The organism is Micromonospora sp. NPDC048169, assembly GCF_040652815.1.
Taxonomy (GTDB): Bacteria; Actinomycetota; Actinomycetes; order Mycobacteriales; family Micromonosporaceae; genus Micromonospora.
In genome coordinates this window covers 74991-96200 of record NZ_JBEZMS010000014.1, presented here as the reverse complement: position 1 = coordinate 96200, position 21210 = coordinate 74991, and the positions used below count along the sequence as shown (strand labels likewise).

At 73.6% G+C, this 21210-nt stretch carries 21 protein-coding genes; 8 read left to right on the top strand and 13 right to left on the bottom strand.

The window, feature by feature from the left end; translation table 11 throughout:
- Window positions 1-178 precede the first annotated feature (178 nt).
- From AB0D28_RS15095 to AB0D28_RS15080, 4 genes are all read right to left on the bottom strand, one after another.
- Window positions 179-1162, bottom strand: a complete 984-nt coding sequence (locus AB0D28_RS15095; RefSeq protein ID WP_357386040.1) for an aldo/keto reductase — start codon at window positions 1160-1162, stop codon at window positions 179-181.
- 127 nt (window positions 1163-1289) lie between these two features.
- The gene (locus AB0D28_RS15090; RefSeq protein ID WP_357386038.1) at window positions 1290-2144 is read right to left on the bottom strand and encodes an aldo/keto reductase; all 855 of its coding nucleotides are present in this window, start codon (window positions 2142-2144) and stop codon (window positions 1290-1292) included.
- 116 nt (window positions 2145-2260) lie between these two features.
- Window positions 2261-3436: an endonuclease gene (locus AB0D28_RS15085; protein ID WP_357386036.1), complete on the bottom strand. Its 1176-nt coding sequence runs from the start codon at window positions 3434-3436 to the stop codon at window positions 2261-2263.
- A gap of 40 nt (window positions 3437-3476) precedes the next feature.
- A complete protein-coding gene (locus tag AB0D28_RS15080; RefSeq protein ID WP_357386034.1) occupies window positions 3477-4454 on the bottom strand; it encodes a LysR substrate-binding domain-containing protein in 978 nt (325 codons plus the stop codon).
- 38 nt (window positions 4455-4492) lie between these two features.
- Here AB0D28_RS15080 and AB0D28_RS15075 point away from each other — a divergent pair, with 38 nt between their 5' ends.
- Together AB0D28_RS15075 and AB0D28_RS15070 are read left to right on the top strand one after the other, a co-directional pair.
- Window positions 4493-5374, top strand: a complete 882-nt coding sequence (locus tag AB0D28_RS15075) for a serine hydrolase (protein ID WP_357386032.1) — start codon at window positions 4493-4495, stop codon at window positions 5372-5374.
- Window positions 5375-5520: 146 nt separating this feature from the next.
- Entirely contained in the window at window positions 5521-6522 is a 1002-nt protein-coding gene (locus AB0D28_RS15070; protein ID WP_357386030.1) for an MBL fold metallo-hydrolase, read from the top strand.
- A gap of 9 nt (window positions 6523-6531) precedes the next feature.
- Here the strand turns inward: AB0D28_RS15070 and AB0D28_RS15065 are convergent, their stop codons facing one another.
- Genes AB0D28_RS15065 through AB0D28_RS15055 form a run of 3 tightly spaced genes read right to left on the bottom strand, consistent with a single transcriptional unit; the run spans window position 6532 to window position 9834 of the window.
- Window positions 6532-7287 (bottom strand): FkbM family methyltransferase, encoded by a 756-nt coding sequence (locus tag AB0D28_RS15065; RefSeq protein WP_357386139.1) that lies wholly within the window; start codon window positions 7285-7287, stop codon window positions 6532-6534.
- A gap of 13 nt (window positions 7288-7300) precedes the next feature.
- A complete protein-coding gene (locus AB0D28_RS15060; protein WP_357386028.1) occupies window positions 7301-9016 on the bottom strand; it encodes a sulfatase in 1716 nt (571 codons plus the stop codon).
- Complete coding sequence (locus AB0D28_RS15055) at window positions 9013-9834, bottom strand: CDP-alcohol phosphatidyltransferase family protein (protein WP_357386026.1); 822 nt, start codon at window positions 9832-9834, stop codon at window positions 9013-9015. Before AB0D28_RS15055 ends, AB0D28_RS15060 begins: the two co-directional genes overlap by 4 nt.
- Window positions 9835-9992: 158 nt before the next feature.
- Here AB0D28_RS15055 and AB0D28_RS15050 point away from each other — a divergent pair, with 158 nt between their 5' ends.
- Window positions 9993-10499, top strand: coding sequence for an ArsR family transcriptional regulator (locus tag AB0D28_RS15050; protein WP_357386024.1), 507 nt, complete (start codon window positions 9993-9995; stop codon window positions 10497-10499).
- Between the two features lie 32 nt (window positions 10500-10531).
- Window positions 10532-11992 carry a serine hydrolase domain-containing protein gene (locus AB0D28_RS15045; RefSeq protein ID WP_357386022.1) on the top strand — a complete coding sequence of 487 codons (1461 nt, stop codon included), beginning with the start codon at window positions 10532-10534 and terminating at the stop codon, window positions 11990-11992.
- A gap of 16 nt (window positions 11993-12008) precedes the next feature.
- On the opposite strand, the gene AB0D28_RS15040 is transcribed toward AB0D28_RS15045, so the two are convergent.
- The 5 genes from AB0D28_RS15040 to AB0D28_RS15020 form a co-directional block, all read right to left on the bottom strand.
- Window positions 12009-12461, bottom strand: a complete 453-nt coding sequence (locus AB0D28_RS15040) for an amino acid permease (RefSeq protein WP_357386020.1) — start codon at window positions 12459-12461, stop codon at window positions 12009-12011.
- A complete protein-coding gene (locus AB0D28_RS15035) occupies window positions 12449-13426 on the bottom strand; it encodes an amino acid permease (protein ID WP_357386018.1) in 978 nt (325 codons plus the stop codon). The genes AB0D28_RS15040 and AB0D28_RS15035 overlap by 13 nt, the downstream gene beginning before the upstream one ends.
- A gap of 120 nt (window positions 13427-13546) precedes the next feature.
- Window positions 13547-14257, bottom strand: coding sequence for a hypothetical protein (locus AB0D28_RS15030; RefSeq protein WP_357386016.1), 711 nt, complete (start codon window positions 14255-14257; stop codon window positions 13547-13549).
- A complete protein-coding gene (locus AB0D28_RS15025) occupies window positions 14254-15039 on the bottom strand; it encodes an ABC transporter permease (RefSeq protein WP_357386014.1) in 786 nt (261 codons plus the stop codon). Before AB0D28_RS15025 ends, AB0D28_RS15030 begins: the two co-directional genes overlap by 4 nt.
- Entirely contained in the window at window positions 15036-15935 is a 900-nt protein-coding gene (locus AB0D28_RS15020; protein ID WP_357386012.1) for an ATP-binding cassette domain-containing protein, read from the bottom strand. The genes AB0D28_RS15025 and AB0D28_RS15020 overlap by 4 nt, the downstream gene beginning before the upstream one ends.
- A 132-nt stretch (window positions 15936-16067) precedes the next feature.
- Here AB0D28_RS15020 and AB0D28_RS15015 point away from each other — a divergent pair, with 132 nt between their 5' ends.
- The 4 genes from AB0D28_RS15015 to AB0D28_RS15000 all read left to right on the top strand — a co-directional run bounded on the left by AB0D28_RS15015 (window position 16068) and on the right by AB0D28_RS15000 (window position 19996).
- Window positions 16068-17303: a histidine kinase gene (locus tag AB0D28_RS15015; protein WP_357386010.1), complete on the top strand. Its 1236-nt coding sequence runs from the start codon at window positions 16068-16070 to the stop codon at window positions 17301-17303.
- Window positions 17276-17971, top strand: coding sequence for a response regulator transcription factor (locus AB0D28_RS15010; protein ID WP_357386008.1), 696 nt, complete (start codon window positions 17276-17278; stop codon window positions 17969-17971). The genes AB0D28_RS15015 and AB0D28_RS15010 overlap by 28 nt, the downstream gene beginning before the upstream one ends.
- A gap of 69 nt (window positions 17972-18040) precedes the next feature.
- Complete coding sequence (locus AB0D28_RS15005) at window positions 18041-19465, top strand: DUF234 domain-containing protein (protein ID WP_357386006.1); 1425 nt, start codon at window positions 18041-18043, stop codon at window positions 19463-19465.
- An 87-nt stretch (window positions 19466-19552) separates the two neighbouring features.
- Window positions 19553-19996, top strand: coding sequence for a hypothetical protein (locus AB0D28_RS15000; protein WP_357386004.1), 444 nt, complete (start codon window positions 19553-19555; stop codon window positions 19994-19996).
- 219 nt (window positions 19997-20215) lie between these two features.
- Here AB0D28_RS15000 and AB0D28_RS14995 read toward each other — a convergent pair whose 3' ends face one another.
- Complete coding sequence (locus AB0D28_RS14995) at window positions 20216-20995, bottom strand: D-Ala-D-Ala carboxypeptidase family metallohydrolase (protein WP_357386003.1); 780 nt, start codon at window positions 20993-20995, stop codon at window positions 20216-20218.
- Window positions 20996-21210: the final 215 nt, after the last annotated feature.

Here is a 21210-nt window from a genome sequence, read left to right as displayed (position 1 = left end):
CGGTGTCCGCGACAGGCGTACGGGCGTGCCGCCGGACCGATCGCCTGTTCAACGAGGCCGGGGAGCCGTGGTCGTACCGGCCTCACCCGGAAGGCGCCAGACGGTCCGCCAGATCCGATCTGGCGGTGGCGCGGCCACGCCGGGCGGGTGGCGCATCGGCCACCCGGCCCGGCGCCGGTCAGCGGGCCGAGTCCAGCCGGTTCCGCTGCTCGGCGGTCAGTTCCAGGTCGACAGCGGCAAGGCTCTCCTCCAACTGCGCCACCGAGGAGAAGCCGACGAGTGGGATGGACGGCTGGTCCCCGCCCATCAGCCAGGCCAGCACCACCTGGTTGACGGTGGCGCCGGTCTCGCCGGCCACCACCCGTAGCGCCGCCAGCCGGGCCGGGGTGGCGGGCAGCACGTACTCCTCGCCGAGCCGCTCCGGCCGCACGTACGCGCCCTTCAGCAGCGGCGAGTACGCGACCAGCGCGAGCTGCGGCTCGGTACGCAGGTAGCTGAGCAGGTCCGGGCCGACCCAGCCGACGTCGCCGTCCGGGTCCAGCTCGCTCGGCACGTCCAGGCGCCGGGGGAGGTAGCTGCGGTGGTACTGGAGCACCTCGTACCCGGGCAGGCCGGCCGCGGCGGCGAGGGCCCGGGCCCGTTCGACCCGCCAGGCGCGGTGGTTGCTGGCGCCCAGCAACCCGACGGTGCCATCGCCGACCAGCTCGGCGAAGCCCTCCACGGTCTCCCGCACCGGGATCGTCCGGTCCTCGATGTGGGCGTAGAGCAGGTCGATCCGCTCGACGCCGAGCCGCTCCCGGCTGCGCTCGGCGGACTCGCGGATCACCTTGGCCGACAGCCCTTCGGGGTTGTCCACGTAGCTGGTGCCGGGCGCGAGCGGACGGGCGCCCAGCTTCGTGGCGATGACCACCTCGCCGCCGATCCCGCGGCTGCGCCGCCAGCGGCCGAGCAGTTCCTCGCTCTCGCCACCCTGGCCCCCGTTCTGCCAGAAGGCGTAGTTGTCCGAGGTGTCGATGAAGGTGCCGCCCGCCTCGACGTACCGGTCGAGGATGGCGAACGAGGTGGCCTCGTCGGTCGCGGTGCCGAACAGCATCGCGCCGAGACTGAGCACACTGACCTCGCGGCGGGTGGCCGGGTCGGTGCCGATGGTGCGGTAGCGCATGGATGTCTTCCTCCCCGTCGGAGCGTTGCCGGTCACCCTGCCCCTTCGAGCGCGCGCGAAGTCAACAGCGCGACGACGGCAGACGGAGGGGCCCCGTCGCCCGGGGCCCCTCCGTCACGTACGGTGCTCAGCTCGGGATGTAGTCGAACTCGTCCGGGTTCGGGCCCGTCCGGCCGGCCTCGCCCCGGTCCAGCGAGGTGAGCCGCTCCATCGCGGTGTCGTCGAGGGTGAAGTCGAAGATCGCGAAGTTCTCCTCGATGCGCTTGGGCGTGGTCGACTTCGGGAAGACGATGTCGCCGCGCTGCACGTGCCAGCGCAGCACCACCTGGGCCGGGGTCCGGCCGACCTGCTCGGCCACGTCGATCACTGTCGGGTCGTCGAGCACCCGGCCCTGCGCGATCGGGGACCACGCCTCGGTGAGGATGCCGTGGGCCTTGTCGTACGCCCGCACCTCCTCGTTGCCGAGGAAGGGGTGCGCCTCGATCTGGTTGACCGCCGGCACCACGTCCGCCTCGGCGGCCAGCCGTTCCAGGTGCGCGACCTGGAAGTTGGACACGCCGATCGAGCGGACCGTGCCCGCGTCGCGCAGCTCCTCCAGCACCTTCCAGGTGGAGACGAAGTCGCCGTCGTAGCGCGTGGGCAGCGGCCAGTGGATCAGGAACAGGTCGAGGTAGTCGAACTTCAGCTCCCGCAGCGACTGCTCGAACGCCTTGCGGGCGTCGTCCGGACGGTGGAAGCCGTTGTTCAGCTTGCTGGTGACGAAGACCTCGCCCCGGTCCAGCCCGGCGGCGCGGATCGCCTGGCCCACCTCGGCCTCGTTGCCGTACATCTGGGCGGTGTCGACGTGCCGGTAGCCGACCTCCAGCGCGGTGCCGACCGCGCGGGCGGTGTCCTTCGGGTCGATCTGGAACACGCCGAAGCCGAGCTGCGGGATGGTGTTGCCATCGTTGAGCGGGATGTCCGGAATGCCGTTGGGGGCCATGAGAGCCTCATCTCCGATCGTGTGGTGCCCGGGGGCGCGTCCGTGCGACAGCCCCCGGCCGTGCCAACCGGATGTCTCTACCCGCTCGCCACGCTTCCTCACGTCGGGGACGGGCGTCAAGCCCAGATCGCCCGCGCCCACTCCGGGTGGTCGACGAACGGATTGCGGTTGCCCTGCCAGCGCTCGTAGATGCGCTGGTTGCGGCGCTGTTCGAAGGCGTCCGGCGGATCCTGGTCGTTCCAGGCCAGCAGCTTCGACAGCCGCCCGAGCCGGGGCGCGGATCCGTTCGAGACCGAGTCGTTCGGTTCCAGGTCCGGCCAGCCGTCGTCGCCCTCGTACCGGATCGCCATGTAGAGGATCATGCGGGCCACGTCGCCCTTCACCGCGTCGCGCGGCTCGAACGAGTCGGCGTCGGTGTAGCAGCCGGGCGCCTCGGCCACCGTGCCGCCGCCTGAGTCGAAGTCCTTGTTGCCGCGCAGCGAGTTGACCGACACGTCCTCCGGCCGCAGGTGGTGCACGTCGGTGCCGGGGCCGGTGGCGGTGCCGAAGTCGCCGTGCGACTTGGCCCAGACGTGTTCCCGGTTCCAGTCGTTCACACCGCCGCCGTTGCTGGTCTTGCTCTGCGAGCGTCCGCTGTAGAGCAGGACCACGTTGGCCGGGTTGGCCGGATCCTGGTCGGTGTCCTTGAGCGCGTCCCACACCTGGTCGTAGCTGAGCTTCGTCTGCACCCTGATGATGCCGTGCAGCGCGGTGCGCAGCGCCGGCCCGGTCTTGCCGGCCGCGCTCGCGTAGTACGCGTCCGGCGTGCCGGTCGGCGCCGGGGTCGCGGTGGGGGTCGGGGTCGGCGTGGCACCGCCGCCGAGGCTCATCGAGGTCGGGTTCTTCAGCCCGCCGTGGCTGAAGTACGCGGTGAGCGCGCCGGTCGCGGTCACCTGCCGCCCGCGCAGCGACGGGTTGGTGAGCAGCCCGAAGGTGCTCCGCCAGGCGGCCGTCACCTGCACGTACAGCATCCGGCCGGTGCCGGTCTCGCCGGCCTGGTCGGCGATGGCGATCGCGGTGTCCGCGGTGAAGCCGGAGGTGAGCACCGTGTTCGTGGCGGTGGGCTGGCCGATGACGTAGCCGGTGACGGTGGCCGTCCGGCCGTCCTGGGCGGCGAGCGCCTGCGCCACGGTGAGGGCCGTCGCGGCTGACGCGGAGCCGGTCACGCCGAGCGGGATCGCGACCGCGACGGCGAGCACGACCGCCGCGACCAACCGCCCGGGTCGCGAGCGGGTGACGCGCTTCATATCCATGATCAGCGATGTTAGCCGGATCGCGGTGAACTGCGGGAGGTCACCGGGCCAACTTTTCGTCCCGGCCGGCCTCGAACAGCACCGGCCACGGCCGGGCCGCCGGGGTGAGGAGCGCCGGCCCGGCCTGTTCGTCGGGCGTGGCGAGCGTCTCGGTGGCGAGGTTGCCGAACATCGGCGCGGCCGGGTGCGCGGCCCGGATGGGCCAGGCCGCGGAGATCCGCCGGACCAGCGGCGTGCCGGCGATCGGCCGCCAGGCGACACGCGGTTCCCGGCGGGCCAGCGCCGCGGGCTCGACGGCGACCGCGCCACCGGCCAGGAGCAGGCCGAACAGGAACTCCGGGTTGCGCGCGGGGCGGACCCGGGCCGGGGCGAAACCGTGCTGCCGGCACACGGTCAGCAGATGCTCGTGCCAGCCGGGCGCGGTGGCCGGTGGCGCGGTGACCAGGTCCATGCCGGCCAGATCGGCGAGCGCGATCTCCCGAGGCCGGGCCAGCGGCGAGGACCGGGGCAGCAGCACACCCACCGGTACGTCCACCGGCTCGCCGAAGCGCAGCCCGGCCCCGTCGACCGGATGGTGCAGCAGGCCGACGTCCAGCCGCCCGTCCGCGAGCATCCGGTGCTGCTCGGCGCTCGTCAGTTCGTGCAGGTCGAGGGCGAGCCCGGGCGCGCGGGCCGCGAGCGCGTCGAGCAGCGCGCGCAACGTCACGGCCGGGGTCTCCGGGGGTACGCCGGCACGCAGCACCCCGAGCGCGCCCCGGCGGACCCGCTCGGCGACGTGACGCAGCCGGCGTTCACCGGCCAGCAGTTCGTCGGCCTCGCCGAGCAGCAACTGGCCGGCGGTGGTGAGGCCGACCTGGCGCTGCGACCTGTCGAACAGGGCGACGCCCAGCTCCCGCTCCAACCGCTGGATCGACTGGCTCAGCGGCGGCTGCGCCATGCCCAGCGTCTCGGCGGCCCGGCCGAAGTGCAGTTCCCGGGCGACCACCACGAAATGCCGCAGGTGCCGCAGCAGATCCATCCGGGCACCCTAGCGCCGCCGCTGGTTACCGTGTCGGCGTGGATGTGGCGGAACGGGTCGGGGAGATCTTCGGGCGGGCCGGGTTGCGGGGTTGCCTGCATGTCGTGGACGTGGACGACCCGGCCGGCGGTGAGGTGGCGCTGCGCGCCGACGAGCAGATCGTCATCGCCTCCGTCTTCAAGGTGATGGTGGTGCTGGAGTTCGCCCGGCAGGCGGCCGCCGGCCAGCTCGACCCGACCGAACGGGTGCTCGTCGGTGCCGCCGACCGGCTCGGCGGCTGGGGTGTGGCCGGCTGCGCCGACGACGTGGAGGTCTCCCTGCGCGACCTCGCGTACCTGGCCATGTCGGTGAGTGACAACACGGCGGCCGACCTGCTCCTGCGCCGGATCGGTGCGGACGTGCTGCCGATGCTGGCCGCGGAGCTGGACCTGCCGCGCACCCGGATCGTCGGCGGCCCCCGGCAACTCGTCGAGACGATGCTCTCCGACGTGGGCGCGCGCACCGAGGCGGACTTCGCGCGGATCTTCCCCACCCTGCCGCCCGAACGGATCCGCGCGATGCGGGTCTTCGACCCCGAGCACACCAGCTCCAGCACCGCCCGGGAACTGACCCGGCTGCTCCGTCTGGTGTGGCGGGACGAGGCCGGCCCGGCCTCCGCGTGCGCCATGGTCCGGGAGCTGATGGCCCGGCAGCTCTTCTGGACCCGGCTGGCCGCCGGCTTCCCACCCGGGGTCCGGGTCGCCGGGAAGACCGGCACCCTTCCGGGGCTGCACCTCGAAGCCGGCGTCGCGGAGTACCCCGACGGCCGCAGGTACGCGATCGCGGTGGCGGTACGCACGCAACGGCTGGCCGCCCGCCGGATCGACGTGGACCTGGCGATGGGGGAGGCGGCCCGGACCGCCGTCGAAGCATTGCGATGATCCAGGTCGACCACCGGCCTGAACTGCGGTGATATCGGTCTGGATATCGGTCGTTGCGCTCGTCGATCTTGGACATCGGGGACTGCGGGGTGGTGGGCTGGGCCTACCGATCACCGATCACCGATCCCGAACGGGGAGGACGACACATGCCCGAGAACCGGCCGTCCGGCTACGCCCGCCGTCGACTGCTACGCGACACGGCGGTCGGCGCCGCCGCCGTCACCACCGCCGGACTCGTCGCCGGCACCCCGGCCCGAGCCGCCGGGCCGAGCCCCGTCACCGCGCCGAGCCGCGCCGCCGGCGGTACGCGACGCGGCGGCGCGGTGAGCTTCCGCTGGTGGGGCACCTCCGGCTGGCGGATCGACATCGGGGACCGGACGGTGCTCGTCGATCCGTACCTGAGCCGGTACGACACCGGGCTGTTCCGGAAGCCGTTCAACCCCGACACCCGGCTGACAGTGGCCGCCGACGTGGTCGACCGGCTCGCCGACCGGGCCGAGAACATCCTCGTCACCCACACCCACTGGGACCACTTCAACGACGTGCCGCACATCGCCGCCCGGACCGGTGCCCGGGTCTTCGGCACGCTCACCGCGTATCACCTCGGCCTGGCGTACGGGCTGCCGACCGGGCAGCTGGCCCCGGTCAAGGGCGGGGAGGTGCTCGACTTCGACGGGTACACGGTGGAGGTGGTCGGCTCGCTGCACAGCCGGAATCCCACCTGGTCGATGGCGTTCCCCGGGGTACGGGTCAGCCCGCCGCCCCGTCCGGAGACGATCGCCGACCTGCCCGAGGGTGACACGCTGGCGTACCAGATCCGGATCGACGGCGGCCCGTCCGTGTTCTTCATGGGCGCCAGCGACTTCGACGAGCGCAAGCTGAGCGGGCTCGCCCCGGACGTCGCGATGGTCGCCTCCGCCGCCACCACGGCGACCGCCGACTACGTGCCCCGGCTGATGACCGCGCTGGGCCGTCCGAAGGTCGTGGTGCCGGTGCACTGGGACAACTTCGAGACGCCGCTGACCAACCCGCCGACTGTCGCCGACAGCGACCGGGAACGCCTCGACGCCCTCGTCGCCGAGGTGCGCCGGGTCTCGCCGCGCAGCCGCGTGCTGGTGCCCGAGTACCACACCGCGTACCGGTTCTGACGGCGCCGCTCAGGAGGCCGCCAGCCGGGCGTAGACGTCGCCGGAGCGACCGGCCGGGCGGTACGTCTCCAGCAGGCGTACCAGCCCGGCCGCGTCCAGCCACCGGTCGCTCGCGAACCGCATGGTCTCCACCGGCGAGTAGTTGTAGCGGTAGCCGCCAGCCGTCGCGCCCAGCCGTTCCACCAGGTCCAACACGGCAAGCGCGGAGTCGTGCGCGGGCGGCAGGTACTCGAAGGACAGCCCGCGCACCGGACGACTCAGCCCGGCCAGCACGTCGACCTCGAAGCCCTCGACGTCGACCTTGCAGAACGCCGGTACGCCGTGCCGCGCGATCAGGTCGTCCAGCGTCACCACCGGCACCTCGATGGACCGGTCCCAGCGGACCCCGGCGAAGCTCGGATCGGCGGTGACCGACTCGATCCACGACGACGACATGGTGGACACCGTCGGCGTCGCGCTCGACAGCTCCAGCCGCGCGCTCCCGGACCGGGCACCGACAGCCGTCGGCTCGATGATCACGTCGGCGTCCCGGCCGAAGCCCAGGCGCAGCACCCGCAGGCAGTCCGGCTGCGGCTCGACCGCTACCACGCGTGCGCCCAGCCGGCGCCAGGTGCGTACCCGGCCGCCGACGTGGGCGCCGATGTCGAAGGCCAGGTCGCCGGGGGAGAGGAACTGCCCGTAGAGCTGCCGGGCACGCCGGTGCTTGGCCGGCTGACCGTGGTAGACGGCCAGGGAACGGGTGATCCCCCAGGCCCGCGCGAGCATCGTCACGACATCCCTAACTGTGAGTGGTGGACTTCGGTCCGAACGCGTGCAGGAACCGGTCGCGGAACGACTCCATCGGCCAGACCGGGGCCTGCGGGTCGGGGTTGAGGCCGTCCTGCCAGCCCCACCCGGCGACGCGGTCGAGCACGGCCGGGTCCTTCGCCACGATCGTGATCGGCACGTCCTTGCCGGCGCCTTCCCCGGTGACCGCCCGGGCCGGCTGGTGGTCGCCGAGGAACACCAGGACCAGGTTTTCGTCGCCGTACCGCTGCACGTAGGAGATGAGCGTGCGCAGCGTGTAGACCACCGCCTGCCGGTACGCCTCCCGGGTGCCCTCCGCCGAGCGGTCGGCGCGCGCCGTCCCCTTGTAGACCGAGCCGTCGCCGACGTCGTCCCAGTCGACAAGCGGCGGTACCGGCGTCCACGGGATGTGGCTCGACAGCAGCGGGATCTCGGCCATCACCGGGGCGTGCCCCGGTCCGCGCTCGCGGCGCTGGAACGTCGACAGCGTGTACTGGTCCGGCGGGGAGGAGAAGCTGAACAGCGGTCCCCGGTAGCCGAGTTCCTTCACGCCGTACACCTGGTCGGGGGAGAAGAACTCGGCCTCCGGCCAGGCCCGGGTGAGCGCCGGCATGACCAGCGTGGTCCGCCAGCCGGCGCGCTTGAACGCGCCGTTGAGGGTCAGGTGGTCGCTGCGGACCAGGTTGGTGTAGCGCAACTGGTTGTCCGCCCGGATGCCGCTCATCAGCGTGGCGTGCGCCAGCCAGCTCCCGCCGCCGGTGGTGGACGAGGTGAGGAACGCGCTGCGACTGCCGTAGCCGCCCGCGCGCAACTGCCGGGTCCCCTCGTCGAGGACGGCGTCCACCTCCGGCGCGAGGTCCGGGTCCTCCAGCGCGACCCGGCCGTAGCTCTCCACGAACGTGAACAGCACGTCCTTGCCGCGCAACGCGGTCAGCAACTGCTCGCCCGGCACGTTCTGGAACGGGTCACCGGCGAGCTGCGTGTTGAGCCTCTCCTGGTCGTTGAGGCCCGCCCGCACCTGCCGGGCCCGGTCGTAGAGACCGGCCGCGACCGTGTCGGCGGCGACCGGGACGCCGGGCACGATCTGCGCGCCGAGCACGGCGCAGACCACCCAGGCGGCGGCGAACGCGGTGGTCGCGCGGGCGGTCACCGTCCGGTTCGCGACCACGACCCGGGTCAGCCGCCGCACCGACAGCGTCACCAGCAGCGGTACGGCGAGCACCGCGACCACCGCCAGCGCCACCGCGCCCACCTCGGCGGCGCGACCGTACGACTCGGACAGGAACTCCGCGCCCGCGCCGAGGAACGTCCAGTCGGCGATCAGGTCGAAGCTGCGGTCCAGGACCAGGGAGAACCCGAGGTCGGTGACCTTCAGGACGAGGACCAGGCCGAGCAGCACGCCGAGCGCCGTGGCCACCACCCGGCGCGGACGTGCCGGCAGGACCAGCAGCAGGGCGACGGCGATCAGCCCTTCCACCGGGATGCGCAGGAACGCGCCGGGACTGAACTCGTTGGCGTCGCTCGGCGCGACGAGTGCCACCAGCACGAGCGCGGCGGCCAGCGCGGTGACAGTCACGGCGACCAGCCGCCGGGCACGCCGCCGGCCGGGCGTCGGAGCGTCGTCGGTCGTGGTGCCGGCCTCATTGTTGCCGGTCGCGGCGGCGTCCGGGGCGTCGTCGCCGTCCGCCGGGCGGGACAGGTCGGTCACCGGCGCCGCCCGCCGGCCTCGGCGGGCTGGCGCGCGATCCGCACGTCCGGCGTCCACTCGGAGTGGTGACCGGCGGGCGCGGGGGAGACCGGCGCGGCCGGGAGCGCCACCGGGCGCCGCCGCGACGGTACGCGGTGCCGCCACAACCAGGCGACGTCGCGGCCGAACGACTCGACGAGCATCGCGAGCGCGCCGAGGAGTACCGCCACCGCCAGCGGCCGGGGCAGTACGCCCGCCGCGACCACCGCCAGCGCGATGCCCTGCGTTGCGGCGACCACCTTGCGCCAGTAGCGCGGCGGCAGCGAGCCGCGCATCCACGGCAGCGCCCAGCCGGCGGCGACGAAGACGTACCGCATCGCGCCGATCACCAGCACCCCGGCGCCCACCTGGTCGGCGACGTACCCGCAGAGGACCAGGACGAGGAAGGAGTCGACCTCCATGTCGAACCGGGCGCCAAGCGCGCTCACCGTGCCGGTACGCCGGGCCACCTGCCCGTCGACCCAGTCCAGGGAGAGCGCCACGGCGGCCAGCGTGACCAGGAGGGGGACCGCGATCGGCCCGCGGAACGAGTCGACGGTCAGCGCCGCCACCCCGCCGGTGAGCGTCGCCCGGGTGAGCGTCACCCAGTCGGCCGGCCCGAGCCGGTCCGCGCCCGAGCGGCGCAGCCCGTGTCCGAGCGCCGCGACCATCACCACCCCGAAGAGTAGACCGGCCAGCCAGCCGTACGCGCTCAGGCCGACAGTGCCGGCCAGGGCCGCGAGTACGCCGACCTGGAGAATCGCCCCCGCGAGTGGATCAGTTCGAAGTGCGGACACCATGCCTCCGAGGTAGACGTCACGAACCACACGTGTGTACGGAGAACATGCCCGAACAGTTCGTCCTGATGCCAGAAACGCGCCAGCAGAAGTAGTGACACCGGCAGCTCGGCGCGTTTGTTCGCTTGCACGTAAGTACGTACTTCCGTATTTTGGTGGCCATGGCAAGCGTGGAGGAGCGGCTCGCGGCCCTGGAGGCACAGGTGGCCCGGCTGGCCGGCGACCGGGCCGGGGGCAGGCCGGAGACCGAGGTCACACCGGAGGACGTCTTCTGGGCGCTCGGCGGCCTGAAGCGGCGGATCCCCGCCGACGGCACCGGGGCGGTGCTCTACACCGGCACCGTCCGCACCACCGACCGGCACTACGACTGGCAGTACGGCGCCACGGTCGACGACCTGCTCGACGCCGACTGGGCGGCACTGGCCGGCACGCTCACGGCGCTGGCGCATCCGGTGCGACTGCGGCTGCTGCGGGAGATCCTCGGCGGCCGACACGGCACCGCCGCACTGGCCGAACTCGACGGGATCGGCACCACCGGCCAGCTCCACCACCACCTGCGGCAACTCGCCGCCGCGGGCTGGCTGCGCAGCGGCGCTCGCGGGCGCTACGACATACCGCCCGAGCGGGTGGTGCCGCTGCTGGCCATCCTCACCGCCGCCCGCCGCTGACCCGGCCATCCACCCCGACGGAAGGCAGCACCATGCGTACCCCGATCGTTCTCGCCGCCGCCGGACTCGTCGCGGCAGCCGCGGCGGCGGTCCTCATGCCCGGGCCCCCGCACCTCGGCCCGGAGCGGACCGGCGACGCGGAACTGGCCGCGACCGTCCGCGCCGCCGTCGACGACCCCGAGAACCTGCGCGGCCTCGCGGTGGCGGTGATCGAGGGCGACCGGGTCCGCGTCGCGGGCCTCGGCAACCGAGCTCCCGGCGGGTCGGCCGTCGAACCGGGCACCCCGTTCGAGATCGGTTCGATCGCCAAGCCGCTCACCGGCATGCTCCTGGCCCGGCAGGTCGCGTCCGGCGCGGTCGGTCCCGACGACCGGCTGGCCGACGTGCTGCCGGACGTGACCGGCCCGGCCGGTGCGGTCACCCTCGCCGAACTGGCCAGTCACCGGGCCGGGCTACCCCGGCTGGCACTCGACTCCGCGGGCGCCATGGTCCGCACGTGGTGGGCGACGTCCACCGCCGGGAACGCGTACGCCGGCTACGACGTGCAGCGGATCGTCACCGCCGCCAGGGGTACCGAGCCCGACGACCGTGGCACCGTGTCCTACTCGAACTTCGGCGCGGCGCTGCTCGGCCAGGCGCTTGCGGCCCGGGCCGCAGTCGACTATCCGGAACTGATCCGGCGCGAGGTGCTGGATCCCCTGGGCATGACCGCCACCGTCGCCGCCACCGGCGCCGACGACCTCCCGGCCGGGCGGGCCGAGGGCGCCACCGCCGCCGACCGGCCCGTCGACCCGTGGCTAGGCGCGGGGTACGCCCCGGCCGGTGTCGGGATCTGGTCCACCGCCGAGGACCTGGCCCGGCTCACCGCCGCGATGCTCGCCGGCACGGCCCCCGGCGCCGACGCCGCCACGCCCCGCTTCGACGCCGGGGACGATCGCCGGATCGGGTACGGCTGGTTCACCAGCCGTCACGGCGACCGGGAGATCGTCTGGCACAACGGAGGCACCGGCGGCTTCCGGGCCTACCTGGGCTTCGACCGGGCGGCCGACCGGGGCGTGGTGGTGCTCGGCAACACCACCCGCGACGTGGATCCGATCGGCCTGCGGCTGCTGGGCGTCCGCGGTGACGCGGCGGAGGAGTCGACGGGCCTGGACGGGTGGATCGGCGCCGCGCTCGCGCTGGCGTTCACGTTCCTCGGCGGGCTCTCCCTCTGGAGCACCGCGCGACGCGGGACGGACCGGGTGACGGTGCTCTCCGACGCTGTCTGGGCGGTGGTCTCGCTCGGCCTCGGCCACCGGCTCGGCGACTGGTCGGTGGTGCCGGGCTGGGTCTGGCCGCTCGGCGTGGCGCTCGCCGGGGCCGCCGTGGTGCCCGCCGCGCAGCGCTGGCGCGGGTTGCCGCTCGTGGCCGGGACGCCACGGTGGCGGCGCTGGACGGGCGCGGCGCTGTCCGCCGCCTTCGCCGCGCTGGCAGTGGTGGTGATCGCCGCCTGAGCCCGGGGCCGCGCGGTCAGCGGGGCGTGCCGCTGTCCCCGTCGCGCCGGGCCAGCGCCGACCGGCGGTAGCCGTACAGGGCGTAGACGACCGCGCCGAGCAGGAACCAGGCGCCGAACCGCAGCCACGTCACCGGGTCGAGGAACGTGATCAGCCAGATCGAGAAGATCACGCCGATCGCCGGCACCACGGGCATGCCGGGGAGCCGGAACGTCCGCGGCGCGTCCGGGCGGCGGTAGCGCAGCACGATCACCGCCACGCACACCACCACGAACGCGAGCAGGATGCCGATGTTGGTCAGCTCGGCGGCCTGCCGGATCGGCAGGAAACCGGCGATGAGCGCCGAGCCGACCCCGACGATCCAGGTGACCCGGGTCGGCACCCGACGTACCGGGTGGACCTTGGCGAACCAGCCGGGCAGCAGTCCGTCCCGGCTCATCGAGAACCACACCCGGGTCACGCCGAGCATGAACGTGAACTCACGGTGAGGATGCCGATGATCGCCCCGACCGCGATCACGCTGGCGAGCCCGGAGAGCCCCACCGCGGCGAACGCGGAGGAGAAGCCGCTCTCCGGGTCGATGTCCCGGTAGTTCTGCATGCCGGTGAGCACCAGCGTGGCCAGCACGTACAGCACCATCGAGATGACAAGTGACCAGATGATCGCCTTGGGCATGTGCCGGCGGGCGTCGCGCGACTCCTCGGCGGCGGTGCTCATCGCGTCGTACCCGAAGACGGCGAAGAAGACGGTGGCCGCGCCGGTGATCGCGCCGCCGACCCCGAACGGGAAGAACGGCGAGTAGTTGGCGGTCTTCACGTGGAAGAAGCCGACCACGATCACCAGCAGCACGACAGCGACCTTGAGCCCGACCACGAACGTCTCGAACCGCGCGGCGGCCTTGATGCCCCGGGTCAGCAGGAACGCGATGAGCAGGCAGAGCACCACCGCGAACAGGTCGACGCGGTGCCCGTCGCCGGTGCCGGGCGCGCCGAGCATCCAGGCCGGCAGATCCGCGCCCAGCTCGTTGACCAGGAAGCCGAAGTAGCCGGAGATGCCGATCGCCACCACCGCGACGATGGCCGTGTACTCCAGCAGCAGGTCCCAGCCGATGAACCAGCCGACCGCCTCACCGAGCACCGCGTACCCGTAGGTGTAGGCCGACCCGGCCTTCGGGATCATGCCGGCGAACTCCGCGTACGACAGCGCGGCGGCGGCGCTGGCCAGGCCGGCGATCAGGAACGACACCAGCACGGCCGGGCCGGCGGTCTCGTTCGCCACCGCCCCGGCCAGCGCGAAGATGCCCGCGCCGATGATCCCGCCGACGCCGATCGCGGTGAGCTGCCACAACCCCAGTTCGCGGGAGAGGCCCTCGTCGGTCTCGTCGGCGATCTGCTCGACCGGCTTGCGCCGGAAGATGCCCTGTGCCACGGCCATTGCCGGCCCCTCCCCGTCGCCCGCGTCGTACCGCCCGGGGCCATCGCGGCCGACGAGCCGTGACCCCGCCATGGACGAACGTAAATCCTCGGCGCGAAGATCGCAGCGCGACGGCCGCTCTCACCCCGGCGGCGGGCCGGCGACCAGCCGCCAGTACTGCCGTTTGCCCTCGTCGCGGACCACGACGCCGAGCCGGGCCAGCTCCCCGTGCAGCTCCCGGGTCTCGGCGTCGTGGCCGCCGTCGAGCGCCCGCTGCCGGGCACGCAGCAGGGCGTCCGCGCCCGGCGGCAGGTCGGGCAGCCCTTCGACCCACCGCCGGTACGCGTCCCGGTGCGGGTCCTGACCGGTCCACGGCCAGCCCTGCCGGGTGAACGCCGCGCGCAACCGCTCGGCGTCCAGGTCGGACTTCTCCCGGGCCAGCTCGCCGCCGGCGGTGTCCAGCAGCACCAGCGTGTTTCCGTCGACGAACACGCCGGCCACGTCGGTGCGGGCCACGTCCCGGTCGTGCCCGTCTCGGTGCAGCCGTACCGTCCGGTGCCCGACCGTGACGGTCAGCCGCTCGCGGACCGCCACCACCGCCAGGAACAGGCCGCCGAGCAGGCCCACCCCGGCCCCGATCGGGTACGCCCGCTCGTCCGGCCACCGGGCGAGCAGCTCGAACAGGCCCTGGAACGGGAACCAGGGCAGCCCGGCGATCCAGCCGGACAGCGCGGTCAGCCCGGCGCCCAGCCCCGCCCCGACCAGCGGGAATCCCGCCCACATCAGCACCAGCTCACCGCGTCCGCCGTCGACCACGACGTCCTCACCGAGCCCTCGGGCCGCCACCGTCACGACACCTCCCGGCGCAGCGTGCGGACCAGACCCGCGGTCAGCGGCAGGACCACCCAGACGGCCAGCGAGACGCCGAGCCGGCCCCACTGCCCGCCGGTCATCTCGGCACCGAGCAGCGGCTCCATGGTGTAGGAGGTGTCCAGCCAGCGGGCCGGCTCACGCAGCGCGGAGATCATCGCGGCGAGCAGGCTCCACACGGTCGGCAGCAGCAGGTAGGCGACGATCGCCAGCGGCGTGTTCAGCAGCAGCAGGCCGAAGGCGGCGCCCATCAGCACGCTCGCCACCTGGAAGACGGCCGCGTGCGGCAGCAGTAGCCAGTCGAACGTCCAGGCCCCCGCCCCGCCGGTGGCGCGGGCGGCGAGCGTGCCGACGGCGGCGACCGCCAGGCTGACGAGCACCGAGGCGAGCGCGGCGAGCACCACCGCGACGAGCTTGGCGACGACCACCCGCTCCCGGCGGGGCACCAGCGCGAACGTGGTGAGCGCGGTGCGCTGCGACCACTCGCCGGTGATGGACAGGATGCCGAGCACCGGCAGCAGCAGGCCGACCGGCAGCAGCGACGGGGTGAAGAAGGCGGTGAACGTCTGATCCGCCCCGTCGAGGACGAACAGTTGCACCACCACGATCGCCGCGGCGATCAGGCCGATGGTGATGAGCAGCCAGCGTCCGGCCCGGGTGTCGGCGAGCTTGCGCAGCTCCACGCCGGTCAGCCGGGCCAGCGAGGGGCCGCCGGTGGCCGGCTCGTGCCGCGCCGGTGCGGTCGGAACGGCTGTGGTGGTCATCGGACGGCCTCCTTGGTCGACGCGCCGGCGGTGAGGGTGAGGAAGAGTTGTTCCAGGCCGCCGCTGCCGGCCGGGCGCAGCTCGGTGAGGACCAGCCCGGCGTCGGCCGCTGCCTGACCGACCACGCCCGGCTCGGCCCGGACGACGAAGCCGCCGTCGGTGCCGGGGGACGCGGGCAGCGCGGCCCGGTCCAGCGTCAGGCGCAGCGCGTGCGGGTCGCGGGCGCGCACCAGCGTGCCGGCACCGGCGAGCAGCTCGTCCTTGCCGCCCTGGGCGACCACCCGGCCGCCGCCGATCACCACCAGCCGGTCGGCCACCGCCTCCACCTCGCGCAGCAGGTGCGAGGAGAGCAGCACCGTGCCGCCCCGGTCGGCGAAGTCGCGCAGCAGGCCGCGCATCCAGAAGATCCCCTCCGGGTCGAGGCCGTTTGCCGGCTCGTCCAGGATCAGGACCCGGGGGTCGCCCAGCAGCGCCAGCGCCAGGCCGAGCCGCTGCCGCATCCCCAGGGAGTACGCGCCGACGCGGCGCCGGGCGGCGGTGTCGTTCAGCCCGACCCGGTCGAGTACGTCCGCCACCCGACCCCGCTCCACGCCCATGGTGCGGGCGGCGAGCGTGAGCGTCTCCCGCCCGGTGCGCCCGGCGTGCTGCGCCGACGCGTCGAGCAGCACGCCGATCTCCCGCCCCGGGTTGGGCAGGTCGCGGTAGGCGCGGCCGGCGACGGTGGCGGCACCCGAGGTGGGCGGCGTCATCCCGCAGATCATCCGCATGGTGGTGGACTTCCCGGCGCCGTTCGGGCCCAGGAAACCGGTCACCGAGCCCGGTTCGCACCGGAACGTGACGTCCTCGACGGCGGTGTGCGGGCCGTACCGCTTGCTGAGCTGGTCGACTTCGATCATGCCGTCGAGCCTGCCGGGGCCACCCGGTCACGCGCTGCGGCCGGCGGTCGGCGCCGCCGTCGACCTCGGTTCACCGCAGACGTCGACTTTGGTAGCTGGTAGCGGGTCCGGGCGGCTTCCTAGCATGGACGGGTGACAAGCGCCGCCGTACCCGATCATCCCTGGCTCCTGCCGGGCTCCCTGGTGCCCGCCCGGGCCCGGCGGACGCCGCGGGACTGGTTCGTGGACGGCATGGTGTTCGTGGCCTCGCTGCTCTGGGTGCTGATCGCGCACGGCGACGTCACCAGCGCCACTCCGGAGTTCGGCCTCAACGCCGGTCCGGCCTGGCTGGTGGAGGTCGACCTGCTCATCGGCCTGCTCGTCAGCGGCGCGCTCTGGCTGCGCCGCCGCTGGCCGATCGGGCTGGCGCTGGCCACCGCGCCGCTCGTGTTCTTCTCGGTCACCTCCGGCCTCGCGTTGCTCGTCATCACGTTCACCGTGCTCGTGCACCGGCCGCTGCCGGTGGGCCTGGCCCTGGCGGCCTGGAACGTGCTGAGCCTGCCTGTCTACCTCGCCGTGCGGCCCGATCCGACGATGCCGTTCTGGGGTTCCGTGATCTGGACCGCGCTGTTCATCGGCGTGGTGGTGGCGTGGGCCCTGTTCGTCAGGGCCCGCCGCCAGCTGGTGCTGTCCCTGCGCGACCGCGCCGAGCGGGCCGAGGCCGAGCAGCAACTCCGGCTCGACCAGGCCCGGCGGCTCGAACGCGGCCGGATCGCCAGGGAGATGCACGACGTGCTCGCGCACCGGATCTCCCTGCTCAGCCTGCACGCGGGCGCGCTGGAGTTCCGGCCGGACGCGCCGCCGGAGGAGGTGGCGCGGGCGGCCGGTGTGATCCGGGCCAGCGCGCACGCCGCGCTCCAGGACCTGCGCGAGGTGATCGGCGTGCTCCGGGCCGAGGTGGGCTCCGAGGCCACACCGGAACGGCCGCAGCCCACGCTTGCCGACGTGCCGGCGCTGGTCGCCGAGAGCCGCGACGCCGGGGTACGGGTCGGCGTGGTCGACGAGGTGGCCGGGCCGGAGACGGTGCCGGCGGCGATCGGGCGCAGCGCGTACCGGATCGTGCAGGAGGGGCTGACAAACGCCCGCAAGCACGCACCGGGCGCGGTGGTGACGGTCCGGCTGGCCGGTGGTCCGGGGGACGGGCTGGCGGTGGAGATCGTCAACCCGTGGCCCGTCGGTGCGCCCGCCACCGCTATCCCGGGCGCCGGCACCGGGCTGGTCGGGATCGCCGAACGGGTCACGCTCGCCGGTGGCCGCCTGGAACACGGGCGCGACGCCGACGGCACGTTCCGGCTGACCGCGTGGCTGCCCTGGGCGGCGGCTCAGTGAGCGCCCCGGTCCGGGTGCTGATCGTCGACGACGACCCGCTGGTGCGTGGTGCGCTGTCGATGATCCTCGGCGGGGTGCCCGACCTGAGTGTGGTCGGCGAGGCCGCCGACGGAGCCGAGGTGCCGGCCGCCGTCGCCGCGTACGCCCCGGACGTGGTGCTGATGGACATCCGCATGCCCCGGGTCGACGGCCTGGCCGCCACCGAGGCGCTGCGTGCCACCGCCGATCCGCCCGAGGTGCTGGTGCTCACCACCTTCGACGCCGACGAGCAGGTGCTGCGGGCGCTGCGCGCCGGGGCGAGCGGCTTCCTGCTCAAGGACACCCCGCCGGCCGACATCGTGGCGGCGGTACGCCGGGTCGCGGCGGGGGAGGCGACGCTGTCCCCGGCGGTGACCCGCAAACTCATCGCGCACGTCACGGGCGCCGCGCCGGTGTCCGGCCCGGACCCGAAACGGGAGCGGGCGGTACGGCTGCTCGACGGGCTATCCGAGCGGGAGCGGGAGGTCGCGGTGCTGCTCGGCCGGGGCCGGACCAACGCGGAGATCTCCGCCGAGCTGTTCATGAGTGTGGCGACGGTGAAGGCGTACGTGTCGCGGCTGCTGACGAAGCTCGACCTGAACAACCGCGTGCAGGTGGCCCTGCTGGTCCAGGACGCCGGCCTGGTCTGACGCCAGAAGCTCTCATTAGCGATACTATCAAGAGTGAGAGTATCGGCGATGATGGCGTGAGGTGATGACGTGGCCGGTTTCGTCGGCAGGACGCGGGAGCTGGACCGGCTCGACGGCATGCTGGCGCGCGTCGAACGCGGCGGCCGGGCGGGGCGGCCGGGGCGGGCGGTGCTCATGCGAGGGCGCCGCCGGGTGGGCAAGTCCCGGCTCGTGGAGGAGTTCGTCGAGCGCGCTGACGTACCGCACCTCTTCTTCACCGCCTCGGCGCAACCCACGGTGGCCGCAGACCTGCGCCTCTTCGTCGAGGCGGCGGCCGGCTCAACGCTCCCCGGCGCGGCGCTCTTCACGGCGCAGGCGCCCGCTACCTGGGACGCGGCTCTCGCCCTCCTCGCCGCCGCGCTGCCCGCGGACCAGCCCAGCGTCGTCGTGCTCGACGAGATGCCCTACCTCATCGCCACCGACCCGGGTTTCGAGGGCACCCTCCAGAAGGTCTTCGACAGGGAGTTGTCCCGCCGGCCGGTCCTGCTGATCTGCGTCGGCTCCGACCTGGCGATGATGGAGGCGCTCAACGACTACGGCCGGCCGTTCCACCAACGCGCGACCGAGATGGTCGTGCCGCCCCTGAGCCCCGGCGACGTGGCCGAGATGCTCCAGCTGCCGCCGGCCGATGCCATCGACGCGTACCTCGTCACCGGCGGCCTACCGCTCGTCCTCGACGACTGGGCCCCCGGCGAGACCGTGCGCGACTACCTCGCCCAGGCCGTCCCGGACCCCACCTCCGCGCTGCTCGTCAGCGGGGAACGGGCCCTCGCCGCCGAGTTCCCGCCGCGGTCCCAACCGGGCGTGGTGCTGCGCGCCATCGGCTCGGGGGAGCGCACCTCCTCCTCCATCGCGCGGGCCGCCGGCGGGATCCCGCAGGCTTCGCTGCACCGCGCGCTCCGGCTGCTGACAGACAAGCGGGTCGTGGACGCCACCCTCCCGCTGTCCACCCGTCCGTCGCGCGAGACCCGCTACACGGTCGTCGACCCGTACCTCCGCTTCTGGCTCGCCTTCCTCGATCCGCACCTCGCCGAGATCGAGCGCGGCAGAGGGGATCTGACGCTCGCCCGCATCCACTCGTCCTGGACCTCCTGGCGGGGACGTGCGGTCGAGCCGGTGATCCGGGAGTCGCTGCGCCGGCTGCCGCCGGGGCACCTGCCGTCCGGGACGGGGGAGGTGGGCGGGTACTGGACGCGTACCAACGATCCCGAGATCGACCTGGTCGGCGGTGACCGGAGCCCGGTGGCCAAGCGGATCACGTTCGTGGGTTTGGTCAAATGGCTGGAGAACGGCGCGTTCGACGCCCACGACCTGGCCCGGCTGCTCCACCACCGCGCCCAGCTGCCGGGTGCCGACGACCACACGCCGCTCGTCGCGGTGGTGCGCAGTGGCCGTGCGGTAGACGGCGTCACCGCGCTCGGGCCGGCCGAACTGCTCGCCGCGTGGCGGGATTGAACTACTGCCGTTTCCGGGCCGTACCAGTGGTCGAGGATGTGGTGCGGCCGTTCCGCCGTATCGCTGCCGAGCTGCGGGAGGCCTGCCGTGCGAGTTGGTGAGCAGTCGACGGATCCCATCGACCAGATCCTGGGCGAGGTGCCGGTACCGGCGCCGTTGACCCCTGAGGACGTCCGCCTCGCGGTCCGGGCGGTGGTGGTGCACGCCGCCGAGGAGTGGCCCGCGGGGCCGAAGTGCCGCAACGACGGGTCGTCGTTCCCCTGCCGGTTGCATCGCTGGGGCCGGCGCGTGCTGGAGACTCACGGTCTCAACGACCGGCAGATCGACGCGCTGATCCGGCACGGCAACCCGTTCGTGCACGTGCCCTTCCCGTTCGTGCTGACCGGGCCGCGTCAGGCCGCCCGTACGCCCGGCCAGGCGGCCCGCGGTCCGGTCCCCCGGGTCGCCGTGCCGCCGGTGCGGCCCGGTCTGCGGCCCGTCGCCGGGCGGCCCGCACCCGCCGCCCGCCCTCGCTGGCCCCGGGCGAGCTGACCCCGAGCCCTCGCCTGGTCCCGGGCGAGCTGACGCCGGCCCCTCGCCCGGTGCCGGGCGGGCCCACCCCAGGCCCGCAGGTCCGGGTGAGCTGACGCCCGGCGTCCCGTTCCGGTCGCGTCCACGCCCCGTCGCGGAGTGGCGTCGATCGCGCCGGAGCATGCCGACGGCGGCCCGGCCGGGGAGCCCCCACCCCCGTGCCGGGCCGCCGTCACCGCGTCACTCGACCCCGCAGTCCGGGGCGGCCCAGTCCCTGGTGTTAGCCACCTTGTCCCGGTTGTTCTCCCGCCGCGAGTCCACGTGCGTGTGGTCGTCGTGGTCCGGGTAGCCGGGCCCGTAGATGCCGCTGAAGCCCTGGTCGCGGGCCGACCGGGCGATCTCGCAGAGGCTGCGGTGCTTGGCGATCAGGTCGGCCGCGTTGCCGTAGAGGTGCTGGCTGTCCGTGGCCCCGCCGACCTGCCGGTTGCAGGCGATGCTGCGGAACCCGCTGGTCACGTAGATCGGCTTGTCGCCGAGGCTGCGGCGCAGCGCCTCCAGCTTCCACATGGTGCGCAGCGCGTTCTCCTTGGTGGCCGCCGAGGAGAGCGGGCCGCCGGCCCACCCACCCTTGCCGCAGCCGTTGTCCAGCTCGGCGTAGCTGAAGTGCTTCGGCGTGCAGTCGCTGTCCTTCTGCAGGTCGTAGATCTTGGCAAACGTCTGCGGCCCGGCCACGCCGTCGGCGCGCAGCCCGTACGCGGCCTGGAAGCGCTTGACCGCGGCTGCGGTCTCCGGGCCGTAGATGCCGTCGACCCGGACGACGCCGGCGTACCCGGCCCAGCCGGCCACCCGGATCTGGAGCTGCCGCACGTCGGAGCCGGAGCGTCCCTGCGACAGGGTGCGGTTCCAGGTGTAGCAGCCGTCGGCGTGGGCCGGTGGCGCGGCCACGACGGTCGCCACGGCGGCCCCGGGCAGGGCCAGCGCGAACGCGACCGCCGCCCGCTTCAGGGTGTTGACGCGCACAGAGTCCTCCCGATGTCAGAGCGGAACTGGGGTCCGACGGGCACATCGACCGGTACGTCCCGTCTCTCTCACCGTGACAGGTGCGAGGACTCTTCGTGGTGATTAGCCGAAATTGTTCTCACATCAGGCGCTTGCTGAGTATCAGCTGTGAATAGTGCCCGTTTGCGAACGCGCTGCCGGGTGTCGCCCGTCGGAGGTGAGCGGTAACGTCTGCT

Bases quoted from the DNA above. Each gene is read 5' to 3' on its own strand.
- AB0D28_RS15045 (WP_357386022.1), top strand. From the start codon at position 10,532: ATGCGTACCCCGATCGTTCTCGCCGCCGCCGGACTCGTCGCGGCAGCC.
- AB0D28_RS15025 (WP_357386014.1), bottom strand. From the start codon at position 15,039: ATGACCACCACAGCCGTTCCGACCGCACCGGCGCGGCACGAGCCGGCC.
- AB0D28_RS15095 (WP_357386040.1), bottom strand. From the start codon at position 1,162: ATGCGCTACCGCACCATCGGCACCGACCCGGCCACCCGCCGCGAGGTC.
- AB0D28_RS15065 (WP_357386139.1), bottom strand. From the start codon at position 7,287: ATGCTCGCGCGGGCCTGGGGGATCACCCGTTCCCTGGCCGTCTACCAC.
- AB0D28_RS15050 (WP_357386024.1), top strand. From the start codon at position 9,993: ATGGCAAGCGTGGAGGAGCGGCTCGCGGCCCTGGAGGCACAGGTGGCC.
- AB0D28_RS15035 (WP_357386018.1), bottom strand. From the start codon at position 13,426: ATGGCCGTGGCACAGGGCATCTTCCGGCGCAAGCCGGTCGAGCAGATC.
- AB0D28_RS15090 (WP_357386038.1), bottom strand. From the start codon at position 2,144: ATGGCCCCCAACGGCATTCCGGACATCCCGCTCAACGATGGCAACACC.
- AB0D28_RS15070 (WP_357386030.1), top strand. From the start codon at position 5,521: ATGCCCGAGAACCGGCCGTCCGGCTACGCCCGCCGTCGACTGCTACGC.
- AB0D28_RS15055 (WP_357386026.1), bottom strand. From the start codon at position 9,834: ATGGTGTCCGCACTTCGAACTGATCCACTCGCGGGGGCGATTCTCCAG.
- AB0D28_RS15080 (WP_357386034.1), bottom strand. From the start codon at position 4,454: ATGGATCTGCTGCGGCACCTGCGGCATTTCGTGGTGGTCGCCCGGGAA.
- AB0D28_RS15085 (WP_357386036.1), bottom strand. From the start codon at position 3,436: ATGGATATGAAGCGCGTCACCCGCTCGCGACCCGGGCGGTTGGTCGCG.
- AB0D28_RS15040 (WP_357386020.1), bottom strand. From the start codon at position 12,461: ATGCTCGGCGTGACCCGGGTGTGGTTCTCGATGAGCCGGGACGGACTG.
- AB0D28_RS15020 (WP_357386012.1), bottom strand. From the start codon at position 15,935: ATGATCGAAGTCGACCAGCTCAGCAAGCGGTACGGCCCGCACACCGCC.